This is a genomic window from Sorangiineae bacterium MSr12523 (genome assembly GCA_037157775.1).
GTDB lineage: Bacteria > Myxococcota_A > Polyangia > Polyangiales > Polyangiaceae > Pendulispora > Pendulispora brunnea.
In genome coordinates this window covers 6154389-6169140 of the sequence record CP089982.1, presented here as the reverse complement: position 1 = coordinate 6169140, position 14752 = coordinate 6154389, and the positions used below count along the sequence as shown (strand labels likewise).

17 protein-coding genes are annotated in these 14752 nt (G+C 66.2%); 8 read left to right on the top strand and 9 right to left on the bottom strand.

The window, feature by feature from the left end:
• The first annotated feature begins 120 nt into the window (after positions 1 to 120).
• Entirely contained in the window at positions 121 to 1392 is a 1272-nt protein-coding gene (locus LZC95_23735; GenBank protein WXA99814.1) for a hypothetical protein, read from the top strand.
• A 3-nt stretch (positions 1393 to 1395) separates the two neighbouring features.
• Here LZC95_23735 and LZC95_23730 read toward each other — a convergent pair whose 3' ends face one another.
• Complete coding sequence (locus tag LZC95_23730; protein ID WXA99813.1) at positions 1396 to 1806, bottom strand: DUF2000 domain-containing protein; 411 nt, start codon at positions 1804 to 1806, stop codon at positions 1396 to 1398.
• 34 nt (positions 1807 to 1840) lie between these two features.
• Between LZC95_23730 and LZC95_23725 the strand changes: the two genes are divergently transcribed.
• From LZC95_23725 to LZC95_23710, 4 genes are all read left to right on the top strand, one after another.
• Positions 1841 to 2716: an AraC family transcriptional regulator gene (locus LZC95_23725; protein ID WXA99812.1), complete on the top strand. Its 876-nt coding sequence runs from the start codon at positions 1841 to 1843 to the stop codon at positions 2714 to 2716.
• A 56-nt stretch (positions 2717 to 2772) separates the two neighbouring features.
• Complete coding sequence (locus tag LZC95_23720; GenBank protein ID WXA99811.1) at positions 2773 to 3348, top strand: TetR/AcrR family transcriptional regulator; 576 nt, start codon at positions 2773 to 2775, stop codon at positions 3346 to 3348.
• Positions 3345 to 4298, top strand: a complete 954-nt coding sequence (locus LZC95_23715) for an MBL fold metallo-hydrolase (protein ID WXA99810.1) — start codon at positions 3345 to 3347, stop codon at positions 4296 to 4298. Before LZC95_23720 ends, LZC95_23715 begins: the two co-directional genes overlap by 4 nt.
• Positions 4299 to 4522: 224 nt before the next feature.
• Positions 4523 to 5548, top strand: coding sequence for a D-alanine--D-alanine ligase (locus tag LZC95_23710; protein WXA99809.1), 1026 nt, complete (start codon positions 4523 to 4525; stop codon positions 5546 to 5548).
• Positions 5549 to 5558: 10 nt separating this feature from the next.
• Here LZC95_23710 and LZC95_23705 read toward each other — a convergent pair whose 3' ends face one another.
• From LZC95_23705 to nagZ, 3 genes are read right to left on the bottom strand one after another with little or no spacing between them, the layout of a single operon-like run.
• Positions 5559 to 5768, bottom strand: coding sequence for a hypothetical protein (locus LZC95_23705; protein ID WXA99808.1), 210 nt, complete (start codon positions 5766 to 5768; stop codon positions 5559 to 5561).
• 2 nt (positions 5769 to 5770) lie between these two features.
• The gene (gene hutI, locus LZC95_23700) at positions 5771 to 7000 is read right to left on the bottom strand and encodes an imidazolonepropionase (protein ID WXA99807.1); all 1230 of its coding nucleotides are present in this window, start codon (positions 6998 to 7000) and stop codon (positions 5771 to 5773) included.
• Positions 6997 to 8094, bottom strand: coding sequence for a beta-N-acetylhexosaminidase (gene nagZ / locus LZC95_23695; GenBank protein WXA99806.1), 1098 nt, complete (start codon positions 8092 to 8094; stop codon positions 6997 to 6999). Before nagZ ends, hutI begins: the two co-directional genes overlap by 4 nt.
• A gap of 104 nt (positions 8095 to 8198) precedes the next feature.
• Here nagZ and LZC95_23690 point away from each other — a divergent pair, with 104 nt between their 5' ends.
• Entirely contained in the window at positions 8199 to 9182 is a 984-nt protein-coding gene (locus tag LZC95_23690) for a CAP domain-containing protein (protein WXA99805.1), read from the top strand.
• Between the two features lie 12 nt (positions 9183 to 9194).
• Here LZC95_23690 and LZC95_23685 read toward each other — a convergent pair whose 3' ends face one another.
• Genes LZC95_23685 through LZC95_23665 form a run of 5 tightly spaced genes read right to left on the bottom strand, consistent with a single transcriptional unit; the run spans position 9195 to position 12425 of the window.
• On the bottom strand, positions 9195 to 9761 hold the full coding sequence (locus LZC95_23685; GenBank protein ID WXA99804.1) for a TIGR00730 family Rossman fold protein: 567 nt from the start codon (positions 9759 to 9761) through the stop codon (positions 9195 to 9197).
• A 17-nt stretch (positions 9762 to 9778) separates the two neighbouring features.
• Entirely contained in the window at positions 9779 to 10348 is a 570-nt protein-coding gene (locus tag LZC95_23680; protein WXA99803.1) for a hypothetical protein, read from the bottom strand.
• Positions 10345 to 10887 (bottom strand): hypothetical protein, encoded by a 543-nt coding sequence (locus tag LZC95_23675; GenBank protein ID WXA99802.1) that lies wholly within the window; start codon positions 10885 to 10887, stop codon positions 10345 to 10347. Before LZC95_23675 ends, LZC95_23680 begins: the two co-directional genes overlap by 4 nt.
• A 33-nt stretch (positions 10888 to 10920) precedes the next feature.
• Positions 10921 to 11505 (bottom strand): hypothetical protein, encoded by a 585-nt coding sequence (locus tag LZC95_23670; protein WXA99801.1) that lies wholly within the window; start codon positions 11503 to 11505, stop codon positions 10921 to 10923.
• Positions 11506 to 11525: 20 nt separating this feature from the next.
• The gene (locus LZC95_23665) at positions 11526 to 12425 is read right to left on the bottom strand and encodes a methyltransferase (GenBank protein WXA99800.1); all 900 of its coding nucleotides are present in this window, start codon (positions 12423 to 12425) and stop codon (positions 11526 to 11528) included.
• A gap of 101 nt (positions 12426 to 12526) precedes the next feature.
• Here LZC95_23665 and LZC95_23660 point away from each other — a divergent pair, with 101 nt between their 5' ends.
• Together LZC95_23660 and LZC95_23655 are read left to right on the top strand one after the other, a co-directional pair.
• Positions 12527 to 13384 carry a mechanosensitive ion channel gene (locus LZC95_23660; protein WXA99799.1) on the top strand — a complete coding sequence of 286 codons (858 nt, stop codon included), beginning with the start codon at positions 12527 to 12529 and terminating at the stop codon, positions 13382 to 13384.
• 84 nt (positions 13385 to 13468) lie between these two features.
• A complete protein-coding gene (locus LZC95_23655) occupies positions 13469 to 14707 on the top strand; it encodes a ParA family protein (GenBank protein WXA99798.1) in 1239 nt (412 codons plus the stop codon).
• Positions 14708 to 14752: the final 45 nt, after the last annotated feature.

Sequence of the window (14752 nt, the reverse complement as noted above, 5' to 3'; positions counted from 1 at the left end):
ACGCGTTCTTTTGGGTCCCGCTGGGAGGAGGGCTCGCGTCTGCTACCTTGAGGTCTGATGTACAGGGACCCGTCGGAGCGCGAGCAGTTTGGGACCCCGGAAGGCCCTTATTCTGGGCCCGTGAAGAGCTTCGCGATGGTGGAGCTTCCTTTGCACGTGCGCGAGCGCTTCGAGGCGGCGCTGGCGGGCAAAGGGGAGCCGTCGCCGTTGCTCGTGGCGAAGCAGCCGCTTTTGGCGTGGCCGCTTCGCCAGCGTGCATGGGTTTTTCTCCTGCCGCTCGACCTCGTCGAGGTGCGAGGCGAGCGCGTGCGGCTCGTGCCCATGGGCGGCCTTCGCAAAGTGAACATCGAGCGGGTGCCGCGCCGCGATAGCCGGCGCGTGGTGCTCGTGTTCGAATCGGGCGAGTCCTTTTCCTTTCGCGTGCCCAACGAAACGGCGGCGCAGCGTGCGTACGAGATCATCGTGCATGCGCAAGGTGTCTTGAAGTCGCTCACCATCATGCCCGACGTGGCGCAGGCCGTGGCGCAGGATCCCTTCTTTGCCCTTCGATCGGAGCCGGCATGGGAGAGGCTCGGCGCCGCTCCGATACCGCGCGTCGCATGGCGGCGCGTGCTGACGACGGTGGCGGTGGGCGCGGGGCTCGTTCTTGCCGGACGTGCCTTGACCGTGCCGCGTGCGGCCATGGTGGACGCCGTCGCGGCGCGTGCCGTGGCAACGCCGCCGCCTGCGGACACGTCCATCCCCGAGCCGCCGCAGCAATTGGACGAGCAATGGCGATCCCTCGTCCGGGACCCTGCCGATGAGGCCCACGAGCGGATGAAGCACCGCCTCGCCGAACACGTCACCCCGGCGGGGCGCAGCCTGATCGATGCATTTCTCGCGAATGCGCGGAGCTCGGGCAACCCGCGCATCTACATCGAAGAGGAGCACCTTTACCGTGGCGGGAAGCCCATCGAGGGCTGGGACGGGCACGAAGGCTGGGAGCTCGAGCGGCACACCGAGCGCGTCGCACGCGCGTTCGGCATCGCTTTGTCGCAGTACGTGCCCAGGGACGTCCTCGAGGTCGTGTTCCTTCCCCACGGAGGTGAAGCGTCGCCGTGGGCCTCGGTTATTTCCATCGAGGTCATGCTCGCGAAGAAGAAGCCGCACGAGGAGGAGAGCTTCATCTTCACCGTCTCGGTCAACCGCCAACCTCGTTTTACGCTGACCCTCGCACCGCCCACCGCACCGCTCGATTCCGTGCGCAACAAGAGCCTTTTTTCCCTGCCATCGGACGCAAGCCCGGAGAAGAGGCGCCGTCTGGTCCTCGATGCACGCGCGTTCGACCGGCTTTACGACGAGCTGTTCGGCCTCTTCTTCGAGGGCGATCCGATCGTGCCCCTCGGGGGGTGACGGTCACTCGTGCAGGCGTAAGCCTTTGAAGACCTTGTCGACGGCGTTGCGCGGGCCGTAGATGGCGATGCCAGCAAACCGCAGCTTGCTCGCATCGGCGGCGCGGACCGCGGCGCGGTTGTCGGCGTCGTTGCTCGTGATGAACATCTCGTCGGTGTAGATGGCCGTGGCGAGGCCGCGCTCGAGCGCCTTCGCATGGGCGGCGGCGAGCGCCTCGGCCGAGCCTGCGTGGATGAGCACGGGCTGGCGGAACAGCGACAGATAACGGCGGTTCGCCGCGTCTTCGTAGGGCTCGCCGGCCACCTCGGGAATGCCGATGGCGACGCCGCTCGCCAGAAAGGCCGTCACGTTCAGCTTTTGCCAGGTTGCATTGTCCTCTCGCACGGCAATGGAAATCTTCGTGTCGTAGCGCATGCCCCCATCGTTGGGGCGCGGTAAGCTCCGAGTCTTGAACGCTGGTGCGGCATCATCCCGGCCGGAGCGGCCGGAGCGCGACTGGGCTCGCTACTTCCGGGCGGACGATCGGCCTTTGGAGCTGATGCACGCCTATTTTCGCGTGCACCGGTACCATCCGCATAGCCACGATGCCTACTCGTTCGGCGTGACCGAGGTTGGCGTGCAGGCCTTTCGCTGCCGCGGCGCCAATCGCGCGAGCGCGACCGGAATGGTCATGGCCTTCAACCCGGACGATCCGCACGATGGGCACTCCGGCGCCGAGCTCGGCTTCGAGTACCGCATCGCCCACATCGGCCCCGAGCTATTCGCCGAGGTGCTCGGCGATGCGCTGCGGGGCGGCGGGCGTGTGGCGCTCCCGCTCTTTCGCGAGCCGGTCATCCACGACGAGCACGCGGCGCAGGCGCTCCTGCGCCTTTTCGGGAGCATGGAGGAGGCGCGCAGCAGCCGGCTCGAGCGCGACGAGCGCCTCGCGGAAGCCGTGGTGGCGATGGCCCGGCGCGCGGGCGTCACCGACGAAATCCGCACCCCGCGAGCCTCAGCGTCCGCGCTCGTCGCCGAGCGCGCGCGCGATTGGCTCGAAGAGCGCTACGCCACCGACTGCGACGCCGACGAGCTCGCGCGGGCCGCAGGGTGCAGCCGTTACGCCATGTACCGCGCCTTCGTCGCGCGCTACGGGCTCTCGCCCAGCGACTACCAGCGGCAGTGCCGCCTGCGCGAGGCCCGGCGTCTCCTTCGAAACGGCGTTCCGCTCGCCCAGGCCGCCGGCGCCGTGGGCTTTGCGGATCAAAGCCACCTGACGCGCTGGTTCGTTCGCTACTTCGGAATCACACCGGGCGCGTACCGTCGAGCCGCTGGAGTGGATATGTAGACCGATCGCTATAGTTGTTCCTTGCGCTATGTAGACCGATCGCTATAGTGACGGACATGACCCAGTCCGATAGCCGTCGTCGTTTCTTGGAAACCACCGCGCGCCTCTTGCGGGAGCGCGGCTTTGCCGCCACCGGCATGGCCGACGTCGTCGCCGAAAGCGGCGCGCCGAAAGGTTCACTTTATTTTCATTTCCCCGGCGGCAAAGAGGAGCTCTTTGCGGCGGCCATCGCGCACTCCGGCGAGCAAACCTGCGCCGGCATGAAGGCCGCGCTCGAGGGGAACAAAACCACGCAGCGCGGGCTCGAGGCGATCATGGCCTACCTCGCGGCCTCGCTCGAAGGCTCGGATTTTCGCGCAGGCTGCCCCGTGGGAACGGTGGCCGCGGAAGCGCCGGATGCGCCCCAAGTTCGCGAGGGCGTGGCCCGCGTCTTCACCAATTGGCACGACATCGTCAAGGCGCGCCTGGTGGAAGCCGGCCTCAAGCCGCGCAGGGCAGGGGAGCTCGCCGAGTTCATCCTGGCCGTCATCGAAGGGGCCATCGTCCTGGCCAAAGCGCGAAAGAGCACCGAGCCGGTGGAAACCGCCAAGCGCGAGCTCGCGCGCATTCTCCGAAACGAGGGAATTCAATGAAGCGCGCCCTCATCGTCGCCGGTGCGCTGCTCGCGTTCGGTGTGGCCACCTTGGGTGTGCGCAGTCGAAAGCTTCCCGAGGCCCCGCCGCACGCGCGCGTGGCGCCTTCCCTTTCGGGCCTGCCCAAGGTGGGCGTGTGCTGGCTCGAATTTGCGCGCCGCGAAGCACCGGGGCGCGTGTCCATGGCGGGTTTCTCCACCAAGCCAGAGTGGCATGTCACCGTATCGGGGCTCTTGGTGCGGCACCCGCGCGGGGACGTTCTCGTCGACATGGGATTCAGCAGCCATTACGACGAAGAGATTGCCGATTACCCTACGCTGTTGCGATTTTGGCTTGGCCAGATCAAATCCGAAATTCTCTTGTCAGCCCCGGATGCCGTTCGCGCGGCGGGGGCCGATCCGGCGAAGCTCACGTGGGCGATCCCCTCGCACGCGCACATCGATCATGCGGGCGGCCTGGTCGATCTGCCCGGCGTGCCCGTGTTGCTCCCGCAGGAGGAGATCGACTTCTTCGCCGAGTACGGCACGCAGAAGACGCGGAAGGTGATCCCGGCGCACGCGCGGGCGGTGCAAGGTCGCACGACCGCGCTCCGCTTCGAGAAGAAGCCCTACGAGACGTTCGACGAGAGCGCGGATGTCTTCGGCGACGGATCCATCGTGATCGTAAAATTACCCGGACACACGCCAGGCAGCATCGGGACCTTCGTCAACGTCGCGCCCGGGAAGCGCTTCTTCCACGTGGGCGATACCGTGAACGTCGTGGAGGCCATCGAGGCGCGGCGTCCCAAGAGCCTCGTCATGTCGGGCACGGACCACCACGAGGACGAGGCCAACGCCATCGTGTCCCGCCTCGCGCAGCTTCAAGCGCAGGCGCCGGACGTGGTCCTCCTGCCCGCGCACGACCGCGATCAATGGGTCCGCGCCTTCGGGAGCCAGCCCGGTTGCCAGTAGCCCGGGCCAGGGCCGGCCGCGCCCGAGGAGCTCGGTTCTCTGCGACTTTGTTGACCAAAGGCCTCTGCACTTGATACGTGGCGGTGTCCTGGGCGCGCCAGCCCGTGGCTGCCGTGACACGTGATCCCCACGTGCCGGTGCCGTCGAGCGGGCAGACACGCGGCAGATGCTCATGTATGACACGAGGCGCGAGAGTTGCTCAGCCCCCAACGACGGAGAAATTAATGACAAAACGAGTCGGAATTCTGATGGGGGGCTTGAGCGGCGAGCGTGAGGTGTCACTTCGAACGGGGGAAGGCGTGGCCACGGCGCTGGAGGAGCGCGGTCACGACGTCGTTCGCATCGTGATCGGCCCGGAGTCGCCCGCGGTCGATGAGCTCGTTCGTCAGGCCCGCATCGACGTAGCCTTCATCGCGCTGCACGGGCGCGGCGGTGAAGATGGTTGCGTGCAAGGCCTCCTGGAGTGGATGGGCATTCCGTACACCGGATCGAGTGTGATCGCCTCGGCGCTGGCCATGGATAAATTGAAGGCGAAGGAGCTGTTCCGCCTCCACAACGTGCCCACGCCGCCGTACTACGTGGCGACCGCGCAAGACCTGGGAGGTACCTTGGCCGACTTGCAGGAGCTGCACGCGAGCTTCGGTTTCCCCGTGGTGGTCAAGCCGCGCGGCGAAGGGTCGTCGTTGGGCGTGAGCCGGGCGAATTCGCTCGAGGAGCTCGACAGGGCCATTCGCGCGGCGCTCGAGTTCGACGAGACGGTGCTGGTCGAGCGCTTCGTGCGCGCGATGGAGGTTCACGTCGGGGTGCTCGACGGGCGGGTGCTCGGGGCCATCGAAATTGTGCCCAAGAGCGGGGTGTACGACTACCACGCGAAGTACACGGTGGGCGCCACGGAGTACATTTCGCCGCCGCGTCTTTCCAGCACGCGCATCCGCGGCGTGGTGAACTTGGCCGAGCGCGCGGTGCGTGCGCTGGGCTGCACGGGCGCGGTTCGCGTGGACCTGCTGGTGACCGAGGGCGAGAACGAGTACGTGCTCGAGGTGAACACGCTGCCTGGGATGACGCCCACCTCGCTTTTGCCGCAGATCGCTTCGGCGGCCGGCATCGATTACGGCTCGCTGTGCGAGGCCATTCTGGGCACGGCGCGCCTGCACGCATCCATTCCCCACGTGCGCCGTCATGCTCCAGGCCGCGAGAGCGCGCCGGAGATCGTATGTGAGAACCGCGCGGCATTGCGCCGCGCGGGCTGACGCTTCGAACCTAGTCGAGAAGAAGAATCGCACGAAGCTCGACGAGTCGGGCTTCGTCTTCGTCTTCGCGGGCGTCGCGCTCACCTCCTTTGCCTTGAAGGGCGCGCAGCTCGGCGTCGAAGGCGGAGAATTGCACGGCGGTGAGAATGGCCTTTTGGCGGCCGAAATACTCGTACCGTTGCCGGTAGTCGAGGTAACGCTTGTGTGTCTGCGGATCCACGCTCACACCGTACCGGAAATGGCGACGCCGTTGCGCAAAACGAGGCGCGTGCGCGGCGTTCCCCACGGTTGGACGATGGCGTGCTCGTGCGGAAGATCCCACACCACGAGATCGGCGGCGGCGCCTGCGCGCAAGGTCCCGCGGTCGTTCAAGCCGAGGGAGCGCGCGGCCAGCCGGGTCGCGCCCAGCAGCGCCTCCTCCGGCGTCACGTCGTAATTGCGCACGGCGAGGGCGAGGGCGAGGGGAAGGCTCTCGGTGGGCGCCGTGCCCGGGTTCGCGTCGCTGGCCACGACGAGCGGCACCCCGGCGGCACGCAGCTTCGCGACGGGCGGTGGCGCCTGCTTCAACGTGAAGCTCGCGATGGGAAGCAGCACGGCGTGCGTGCCCGCCTCCCGCAGGGCAGCGATGCCTGCATCGCCCACGGCCTCCAGGTGATCGACCGAGTGCGCCCCCAGCTCCGCGGCCAGTTCCGCCCCGCCGATGTCGGCGAATTGCCCGACGTGGAGCCGCAGCTGAAACCCAAAGGAACGTGCCCGCTCGCCGAGGGCGCGGCCTTCGTCGATTTGAAACGCGTTCGCATCGAGGTACGCATCGACGTACGTCGCGAGGTTCTCCTCCTTCACGCGCGGAAGGAGCTCGTCGATCACGCGGCGCACGTACCCGGCACGATCCGCACGCGCCTCGGGCGGCAGGGCATGGAGTGCGAGGAACGTCGGCACCACACCGGGAAGATCGGCCTCGTTCGCGCAGGACGCGATGACCCGCAGCTGCTTCAACTCGTGCTCCGGCAAGAGGCCGTAGCCGCTTTTCACTTCGCACGTGGTCACGCCGAGCTGCGCCACCCGGCGAAGCCGCGCCACCAGCAGCGCACGCAGTTGCTCGGGCGTCGCGTCCGCGACGGCGCGGAACGTGGACACGATACCGCCGCCTGCTTTGGCGATGGCCTCGTAGTCACCTCCGGCCATGCGCACGGCGTATTCGCCGTGGCGCGAGCCCGCCCAGGCCAAGTGCGTATGCGCGTCGATCAAGCCGGGGGTCACCACGACGTTGCCCAAATCCGTGACGGGCAGGGCGGGGTCGAGCTCCTGCCGGCGGCCCGCCCACGCGATTTTTCCCGCCTCGAGCACCACGGCACCTTCGGAGATCGCGCCGAGCGGATCGCCCGCGGTCGCACGAGCCTCGTCGCACGTCACGATGCGGTAAGCCGCAAATGCCTTGCGTGTGCCGCTCATGACGCGAGCCCTCTTGCCGCGAGTTCCTGCGCGATCGCGCGGGATGATGCTCCGCCGACGATGTTCACGAGTCGTTCCCTTTCTTGCTCTGGACGTGGTGGAAATTCGCGGCGTAGCGAGCGCACGCGTTCGGCGGCCTGCTCGCAGCGAAGGCCGAACGATGGATGCGCCTCCGCGTGACGCACCAGCGCCTCGTAGGCGCGGGCCTGGGCATCTTCGTTCGAACAGATGAGCAGCAGATCGCACCCCGCCGACACGGCTTCCACGGCGAGCTCCTCGATCGGTGCGCGCGCGGCAACGGCCTGCATTTCCAGGTCGTCCGAGATCAACACGCCGCCGAAGCCGAGATGGGTGCGCACGATATCCGTGCAGATTGCATGCGAAAGCGTCGCCGGCTTTTCGTCGAGCGCGGGGTAGACGACGTGGGCGGTCATGAGGGCCGGAAGCCCTGCGCGAGCGGCCGCCGCGAATGGAGCGAGCTCCACGGCCTCCAGTCGCGCGCGATCGCCCTGCACGATGGGCAGCTCGAAGTGCGAATCCTTCGTGGTGTCACCGTGCCCGGGAAAATGCTTTCCGCAGGGAAACAGTCCGGCCTTTCGCAGGCCGCGCGCGAAGGCGAGGGCCATCTTGCTCACCGCCTCGGGGGTCGCTCCGAAGGCGCGATCGCCGATGACCGGGTTCTCCGGGTGCGTGTGCACATCGAGAACGGGCGCAAACGACGTGGTGAAGCCCAGCGCCGCGAGCTCACACCCTTGCGCGTAGGCAACGCGTTCGATGAAGTCTTCGTCCTGGGTCGCACCGAGGCGCGCCGCCGCCGGAAGCCGCAGCACCGGCGGCCCAAGCCGGGCCACGCGGCCGCCCTCTTGATCCACGGCGACAATCGGCGGTTCGGGCGCGGCCGCGTGGATGCTCGCGGTGAGCTCCGCGACGGCGGTTGCGTCCGCATCGGCCCCCTTCTCAGGACGAAGATTGCGTCGGAAGATGACGGCACCGGCGCGTTCGCCTTTACGCAGCGCACGTGCGTAGCTGTCGGGCAGCGTCGTGCCCGTGAATCCTCCGAGGATCAAATGTCCGCACGCCTCGGTGCGTCTCATGGTTTCGTGATCCTTCTCATGCGCCTCGACGGCTCTCGTCGTGTCCCTCTGTCATGATGCACGCTATGCCTTTGCTGGCCAAACGTCTTTCCAGGTCCTCTCCTTTGACTCGTTTGTCTCGTTCGCTCCTTTTCTCGTTTGCTTTCGCCTCGGCGTGTGCCGCAAACAACCCGGACGCGCCCGCCGCCGCCGCGCCGGCCAAGCCTCCCGGGCCTTCTCTCACGGAAAGCACGGTCGCGTCCAAGGGCGGCAAGAAGCTGCTCACGGTGCCGGAGGCACGGAAGTACATGCTCGCGCTGATCAACCGCGACCGCGCCACGCAGAAGCTTCCACCCGTCGAGCTCGACGAGGGGCCCGCCCAGGTCGCCGGGCAGCGCCACGCCGAGGACATGGCTCGAAACGGCTACCTCGGCCACTGGGGCACGGATGGCTCGGTGCCCGAGCAGCGCTACAGCGAGGCGGGCGGCACGGATTACGTGCAGGAGAACGCGCTCTGCTTCACCGATCAACGAACGCGCACCCTGGACGACCGGCCGATGATCGAGGCCGAGGCGCTCGAGCGCAGCGAGGCGATGTTCTTCAACGAGGTGCCGCCCAACGATGGTCATCGGAAGAACATCCTGAAGCCGCACCACAAGAAGGTGGGAATCGGTGTGGCGCAGCCCCGCGGCACGGAGACCGAGCTCGCCGTTCCCTGTTTCGCGCAGGAGTTCCTCGATCCCTACGGCAGCTACGCGCCGCTCCCCAAGAAGGCGAAGGTCGGCACCACCGTGCGCATCGAAGGCGATATCGTTGCGCCGGCAACATTTGGCGGCATCGGTGTGGCGCGCATTCCTGCGCCGAAGCCCATTACCGTGGCGGACCTCAATACGCGGCGCACCTATCCGATTCCGAATCCGTATCAGATGTATTGGCCGCCGGGCTTTCGCACCCCGATTCCCGTGCGCGTCGAAGGAAAGCACTTTTCCATCGACGTCCCCCTCTCCGATGGCGGAAAGCCCGGCCTCTACGAAGTGAGCGTGTGGGCACGCATTCCCAGCTCACCGGACTTCGTGATGGTGAGTCTGCGCACCCTGCGCGTCGAATGAATCCTCAGTCCCTCAGTCCCATTTCGAGCGCGTGAGCGCCGGCGTGTAGTTCACGATTTTCGTGACCAACGCGTCGGCGTCGGAGTCGACGAGCACCATTTGGCGATGCTCCGGCTTGAGAAAGCCCTCTTCCTCCATGTGGCTTATCGAGGCGAGAAGCGAGTCGTAGTAGCCGGCGACGTTGAGCCAGGCACAGGCTTTCTTGTGGAATCCCAGCACGCCCCACGTCCAGACTTCGAAGGCCTCTTCCAAGGTGCCGGTGCCGCCGGGAAGGGCGACGAATCCGTTGGAGAGCTCGGCCATCAACGCCTTTCGCTCGTGCATGGTGGTGACGATGCGCAGATCCGTCAGGTTCTTGTGGGCGATCTCTTTGTCGACCAAGGCCTGCGGAATGACGCCGATGACCTCACCACCTGCGGCGAGTGCCGCGTCGGCCACTTCGCCCATCATCCCGACACTCGCACCGCCATACACCAGGCCGATGCCACGGCGCGCAAGCACTTGCCCAAAGTTGCGGGCTGCCTCGAGGTAATCGGGTTTCTTGCCGACGCTCGATCCGCAAAAGACACAAATTCTCATTTTCTCACCCTAGTCCATCAATGATGGGGTGCCAAAGCATCCACATCCAGTCCTAGTTCGATTGCGCGTTGCATAGCAGCCTTTCCCTCGGCGCGCCATTGCTCTTTCTCTTCGCTCGACGTCAAAAAGCTGGGGCCCATGGCGCCGAGAAAACGGCCGTAGCGAAACCACATTTCCGCATCGAGCGGACGCTCGCGGGTACCTCGTTCGAGGTAGTGGCGAGCCTTGCGCGCATCCTGTTCGGTGGCCTTCGGGTACGAAAAAATGAAGAAGGCGTCGCAATACCGATATAGGGGCATATACCCCGGTTCGATGGCCAAAATGGCATCGAGGTATTTCGGAAGATCTGGAAAAGGGCGCTTTTCGGCAATGTGCTCGCCATATTGCACCACGACGTTGGACCACAGAATATCGGCCGCGGCCGCTCGATGTCCGAGTGTTGCCGCGCGCAAGATCGATGGCGGTGGCAAGACGTAGAGATCCTCGTGCTCGTGAACGGTGCGCAGTTCGCGCGCGAGTCCTGGCTGCACGGCGCCGATGCCGATGGCCGCCGTCACGAGGACGAGCGCGGCCTTTCCTGGAATCACTCCAGCTCCGACTGGATGTACATGCCCGGTTCGAGCTTCACGTCGGTGACGTGGCCCGAGCCTTCGGTCACGCCGCGGATCTCGAAGGTGCTCGTGACGGTGTCGCCGTCGAAGTCGGCATGGGCGTGGGCGACGAATCTGCTTTCGTTCTGCCCCGGCTCCGCGTCGAAGCCGAAAGCGAAGTAGTGCGCGACGCCTTCGTCGGCCGCGTGAAACTCGAGGGCTTTCCACGTGGGCGTGTCCCAGACGCCCGGCGGATCGACCGCGCGTTTTCCACGCGGCACGGCCGGCGGCGTGAGCGGTGCGCTCGCGGGGAATGCGTCGTTGACCGCGCGCCCGCGCGCGTAGTTGGTCGCGCCGGTCGCAATGGCGTTGAGCCCGTCGATGGGCTCGGCGAAGCGTGAGGCGTGCAGCTCTTTGACGAAGGCCGGAACGGCGACGGCGAGCACCGAGCCGAAGATGGCGATGCCCACCGCGACCTCGACGGGGGAGACCCCGCGCTCGCGTACGGCTTTCGTCTTCGGGTGCAGCCAACTCATCTCCGCCTCTTCTCGCCTCTTCTCGTCTCTTCTTTACTCTTCCGGATTCTCCCGTTCCACCGTAGGCGACACTTTGGCGTGCAGCGTCTCGTCCGGTGCGACCGAAACGGCATAGCGCGAAAGGATGCCGTCGGCGTCGAGATCGCCTTGTGCGATGGCCGTGGCGCGGGCGTTGGGACCGCTACCCTGCGACTCGAAGGAGTAGGCGTAATACTGCGGCTGCGGGATGGAAAAGCGGAGCTCGGCCCAGGGCGAGCCGGACCAATCGGCGAGCGCGCTCTGGTAACGGCGGCCGCGGACGTCTGCCATGCTGGGGGGTACGCTCGCGCGCGAGCTCGGCGGGAAATGGCGCATCGCCTTCGCCGACTCGGGCTGGGTGCCCACGGGCTGCCCCGAGTCCGACGTGTCGTAGTAGGCGGCGGCACTCGATGCGATGGCGTTGAGCGAGCCGGCCACCTCGCCGGTCTTCGCGTGCCGCAAGATGCGCGCAACGATGTACATGCCGACGGCTACGATGATGCACGTCAGCGCGAGGACATTGACCACCTCGATGAGCGTGATACCTCGTCTCCCGACCCGACGCCGCACGGCCGCGAACATACATCGAACACGGCTCATGCGGGCGTTTTTGTCAACCGCTACGGCTTTTTGAAGCGGAGGGTCATGCGGTCGCTCTCGCCGATGGCGAGGTACTTCTCGCGGCCTTCGGCGCCGAGGTCCAAGGTCGGGGGCAAAGTCCACACGCCCTTGGGGTAGTCCTTCGTGTCCTTCGGATTCGCGTTGACTTCCGACTTGGCGTCGAGCACGAACCCGGCGGCCTTGGCAAACTGGATGACCGTGTCCTCGGTCACGTAGCCGGTCTCGATGCTCTTTTCGGTCGTGGTGCCAGGGGCGGCGCGATGTTCTTCGACACCCAGGACGCCGCCCTTCTTCAGGACCTGAAACGCAGCCGCGAAGACCTTGTCGGCGAAGCCGCCCTTCATCCAATTGTGGACGTTGCGGAAGGTGAGCACGACGTCGGCCGAGCCATCGGGCCCCAAGGTGAGGGTGCTCGGCGGGTTGATGTAGCGCACCTCGACCTGGTCGTAGACGCCCGGCGTCTCGTGAAGGCGGGCCGCGTACTTCACGGCGCTCTCCTTCTGGTAGCCGGTGGCCACCGCGGGATCGGCGCTGGTCACCGTGAGTTTGCCTCGGCCGCGCACCACGGGGGCCAGGACCGCCGTGTACCAGCCGGCGCCGGGCCAGAGTTCGACGACCTTCGAATCGGATTTGACGCCGAAGAATGCGAGCGTCTCGACCGGGTGACGGTAGACGTCGCGCGCCTTCTCCTTGTCGGGGCGGTGTTGCCCGGCGAGGGCCTCGCGGATGCGAGCTTCGGCATCGGGGGAAGCCGAGGCGGACTCCGTGGTCGTCGCTTTGGGGGCGGCGCTTTCGGAGGTCGCACCGCCACAGGCGGCGAGAAGGACCACCGTGAGACAGCCCAGCGGAGAAAAACCAGCAAGACGGGAAAGACGAGAAAGACGGGAAAGGCGCGTCATGGGCACGCTTATAAGGGGAGCCTTTCGCCCGTGGCAAGCGACGCAGGAGCCAATTTTTTGCCCACACCTTCGTGCGCGCAGTACCACCCTCGTGACGCACGATGTTGCCCAAGATTCGGGACTTCTTACATTATCCGATTCTGACAATCTCCGGCGGGGACATCACCCCCGGCTCGATCATCCTCGGCATCGCCGTCGTCTTCACCTCGGCCATTCTGGCCAGCATTGCTTCGCGTTGGCTGCTTCGGTTGCTTGGCTCGCGCGGCCTTTCCTCCGGCGCCCAGTTCGCGGCGTCGAAGATCCTTCGCTACAGCGTGGTGCTGCTGGGCATCCTCGTCGGCCTCAGCTCGATGGGGCTCCGGCTCGATGCGCTGTTCGCAGCTTCGGCGGTGTTGGCGGTCGGTATCGGGTTCGGCCTCCAGAACATCGCGCAAAACTTCGTCTCGGGGCTGGTGCTCCTCATCGAGCAGCCGGTGGCCAAGGGTGACTTCGTCAAAGTCGGCAATTCCGCCGGCGTCATCGAAGACATCGGCCTGCGCGCCACGCAAATTCTGACGCGCGACCAGGAGACGATCATCGTTCCCAACAGCGAGTTGATCACGTCGCCGGTGATCAACCACTCGCGTCCGACGCCGCACCTGCGCATCGAGGTCAAGGTCGACGCTTCGGCGAAGTCCGACCCCGCGCTCGTGCGCGAGGCGCTCCTCGCGGTGGCGGCGGCACACCCCAAGGTGCTGAGCGATATGGGAACCGAGGTACGGCTCGATCAGTGCAACGAGCCGGCCTTCGTGTTCGCCCTCCTCGTGTGGATTTCGAACCCGCACGAAGATCTGCGCATCGCCTCCGATTTGCGCTTTGCCATCGAGGCGGCCTTCCGGGACAAGGGCATCGAAGGCCCGATCCCCGAGCGCATCACCTACGCACGCGAAGGGCTCCCGCGCCCGCTCCGCGAGAACTAGACGCGGCCTATGAGTACTTATTTGGTAACTTATTTGGCCCGGGTGCCTCGATATGTCTAAAGCCATTCGCGTGAGGAGAATGCGATGGCGGCGATGACCGAGAGCTGCAGCATCTGCACGAAACGATTCGACGTGCAGTTTCGCTATCAGATGGAGGAGCGTGAAGGAGGCTTTGCCTTCTATTGTTCCCAAGCGTGCCACGACCGCGGGCTCCGCGGCGAGGGATCGGGTGGGGCCGTTTGCAAGGCTTGCAGCAAGCGCTTTTCCGTAGAGTTGGTGTCCCAAGTGCTGCGCATTCGCGGCGAGCGCACCTATGCGTGCTCCGAGCCGTGCAGGGCGCAGCTTCTCGCGGAAGCGAATGGTGCACGCCTGGGCGCGATGGCCGCTGCCGAAGCGGCGCAGGTTCAGCAGGCCGAGCGCGCGCAACGGGAACGAGCCGAAAACGACCGCGTCGTGGCGGAAGTCGCAGCCTCCGTGACGTCGTCGGATGGGGGCGCACGGAAGAAGCTTCACGGGCCGCGGCGCCTGGCGATTTTCAATCACAAGGGCGGGACCGGCAAGACGACCACCAGCGTGAGCGTCGCCGCCGGGCTGGCCGAGCGCGGCCTGCGCGTGCTGCTCGTCGACACGGACTCGCAGGGCAACGTGGGCGTCTCGCTCGGCGTGAAGGCGACGACGTCGCTGTACCACGTGCTGGTGATGGGCCTGAAGGCGCAGGACGTCGCCGTCAACGTGCGGCCCAACTTCGACGTGCTCGTATCGAACGAAACCTTGGCGGCCGCCGAGCTATACCTGGCCGGTCGACAGAACCGCGACCGCGTGCTGCGTGAGCGGCTCATCGCGGCGGAAGCCGGTTACGACGTCGTCGTGCTCGACTGCTCGCCGTCGCTGTCGCTGTTGAACCAGAACGCGCTGGTCTTCGCCGACGGCATCCTGGTGCCCGTCGCGTGCGACTTCCTCTCGCTCGTCGGCGTGCGGCAGGTGCTCAAGACGGTGAAGAACGTGAACTCGCTCTTGCGCCACCCGGTGCAGATCTTCGGCGTGCTGCCGACGTTCTACGACGCGCGCGCGCGCATTTGCCGCGACGCGGTGGAGACGCTGAAGGAACACTTCGGCGAACGGTGCCTGCCGCCGATTCGGCAGACCATCAAGATCAAAGAGGCTCCGGCGCAGGGGCGTACCATTTACGAGTACGCGCCGGACTCGAATGCCGCAGAGGACTACAAGCGCGTGGTCGACATCATCGTCGATGGCGCGGATGCACGGCGCTCGAGCGCGAGCGGCATGACGGACGACACCGGCGAGCTCGCAGCCACCGCGTGACGTCGTAGGACGAACACGAGAGATACAGTTTTCGAAGGAAGAAGA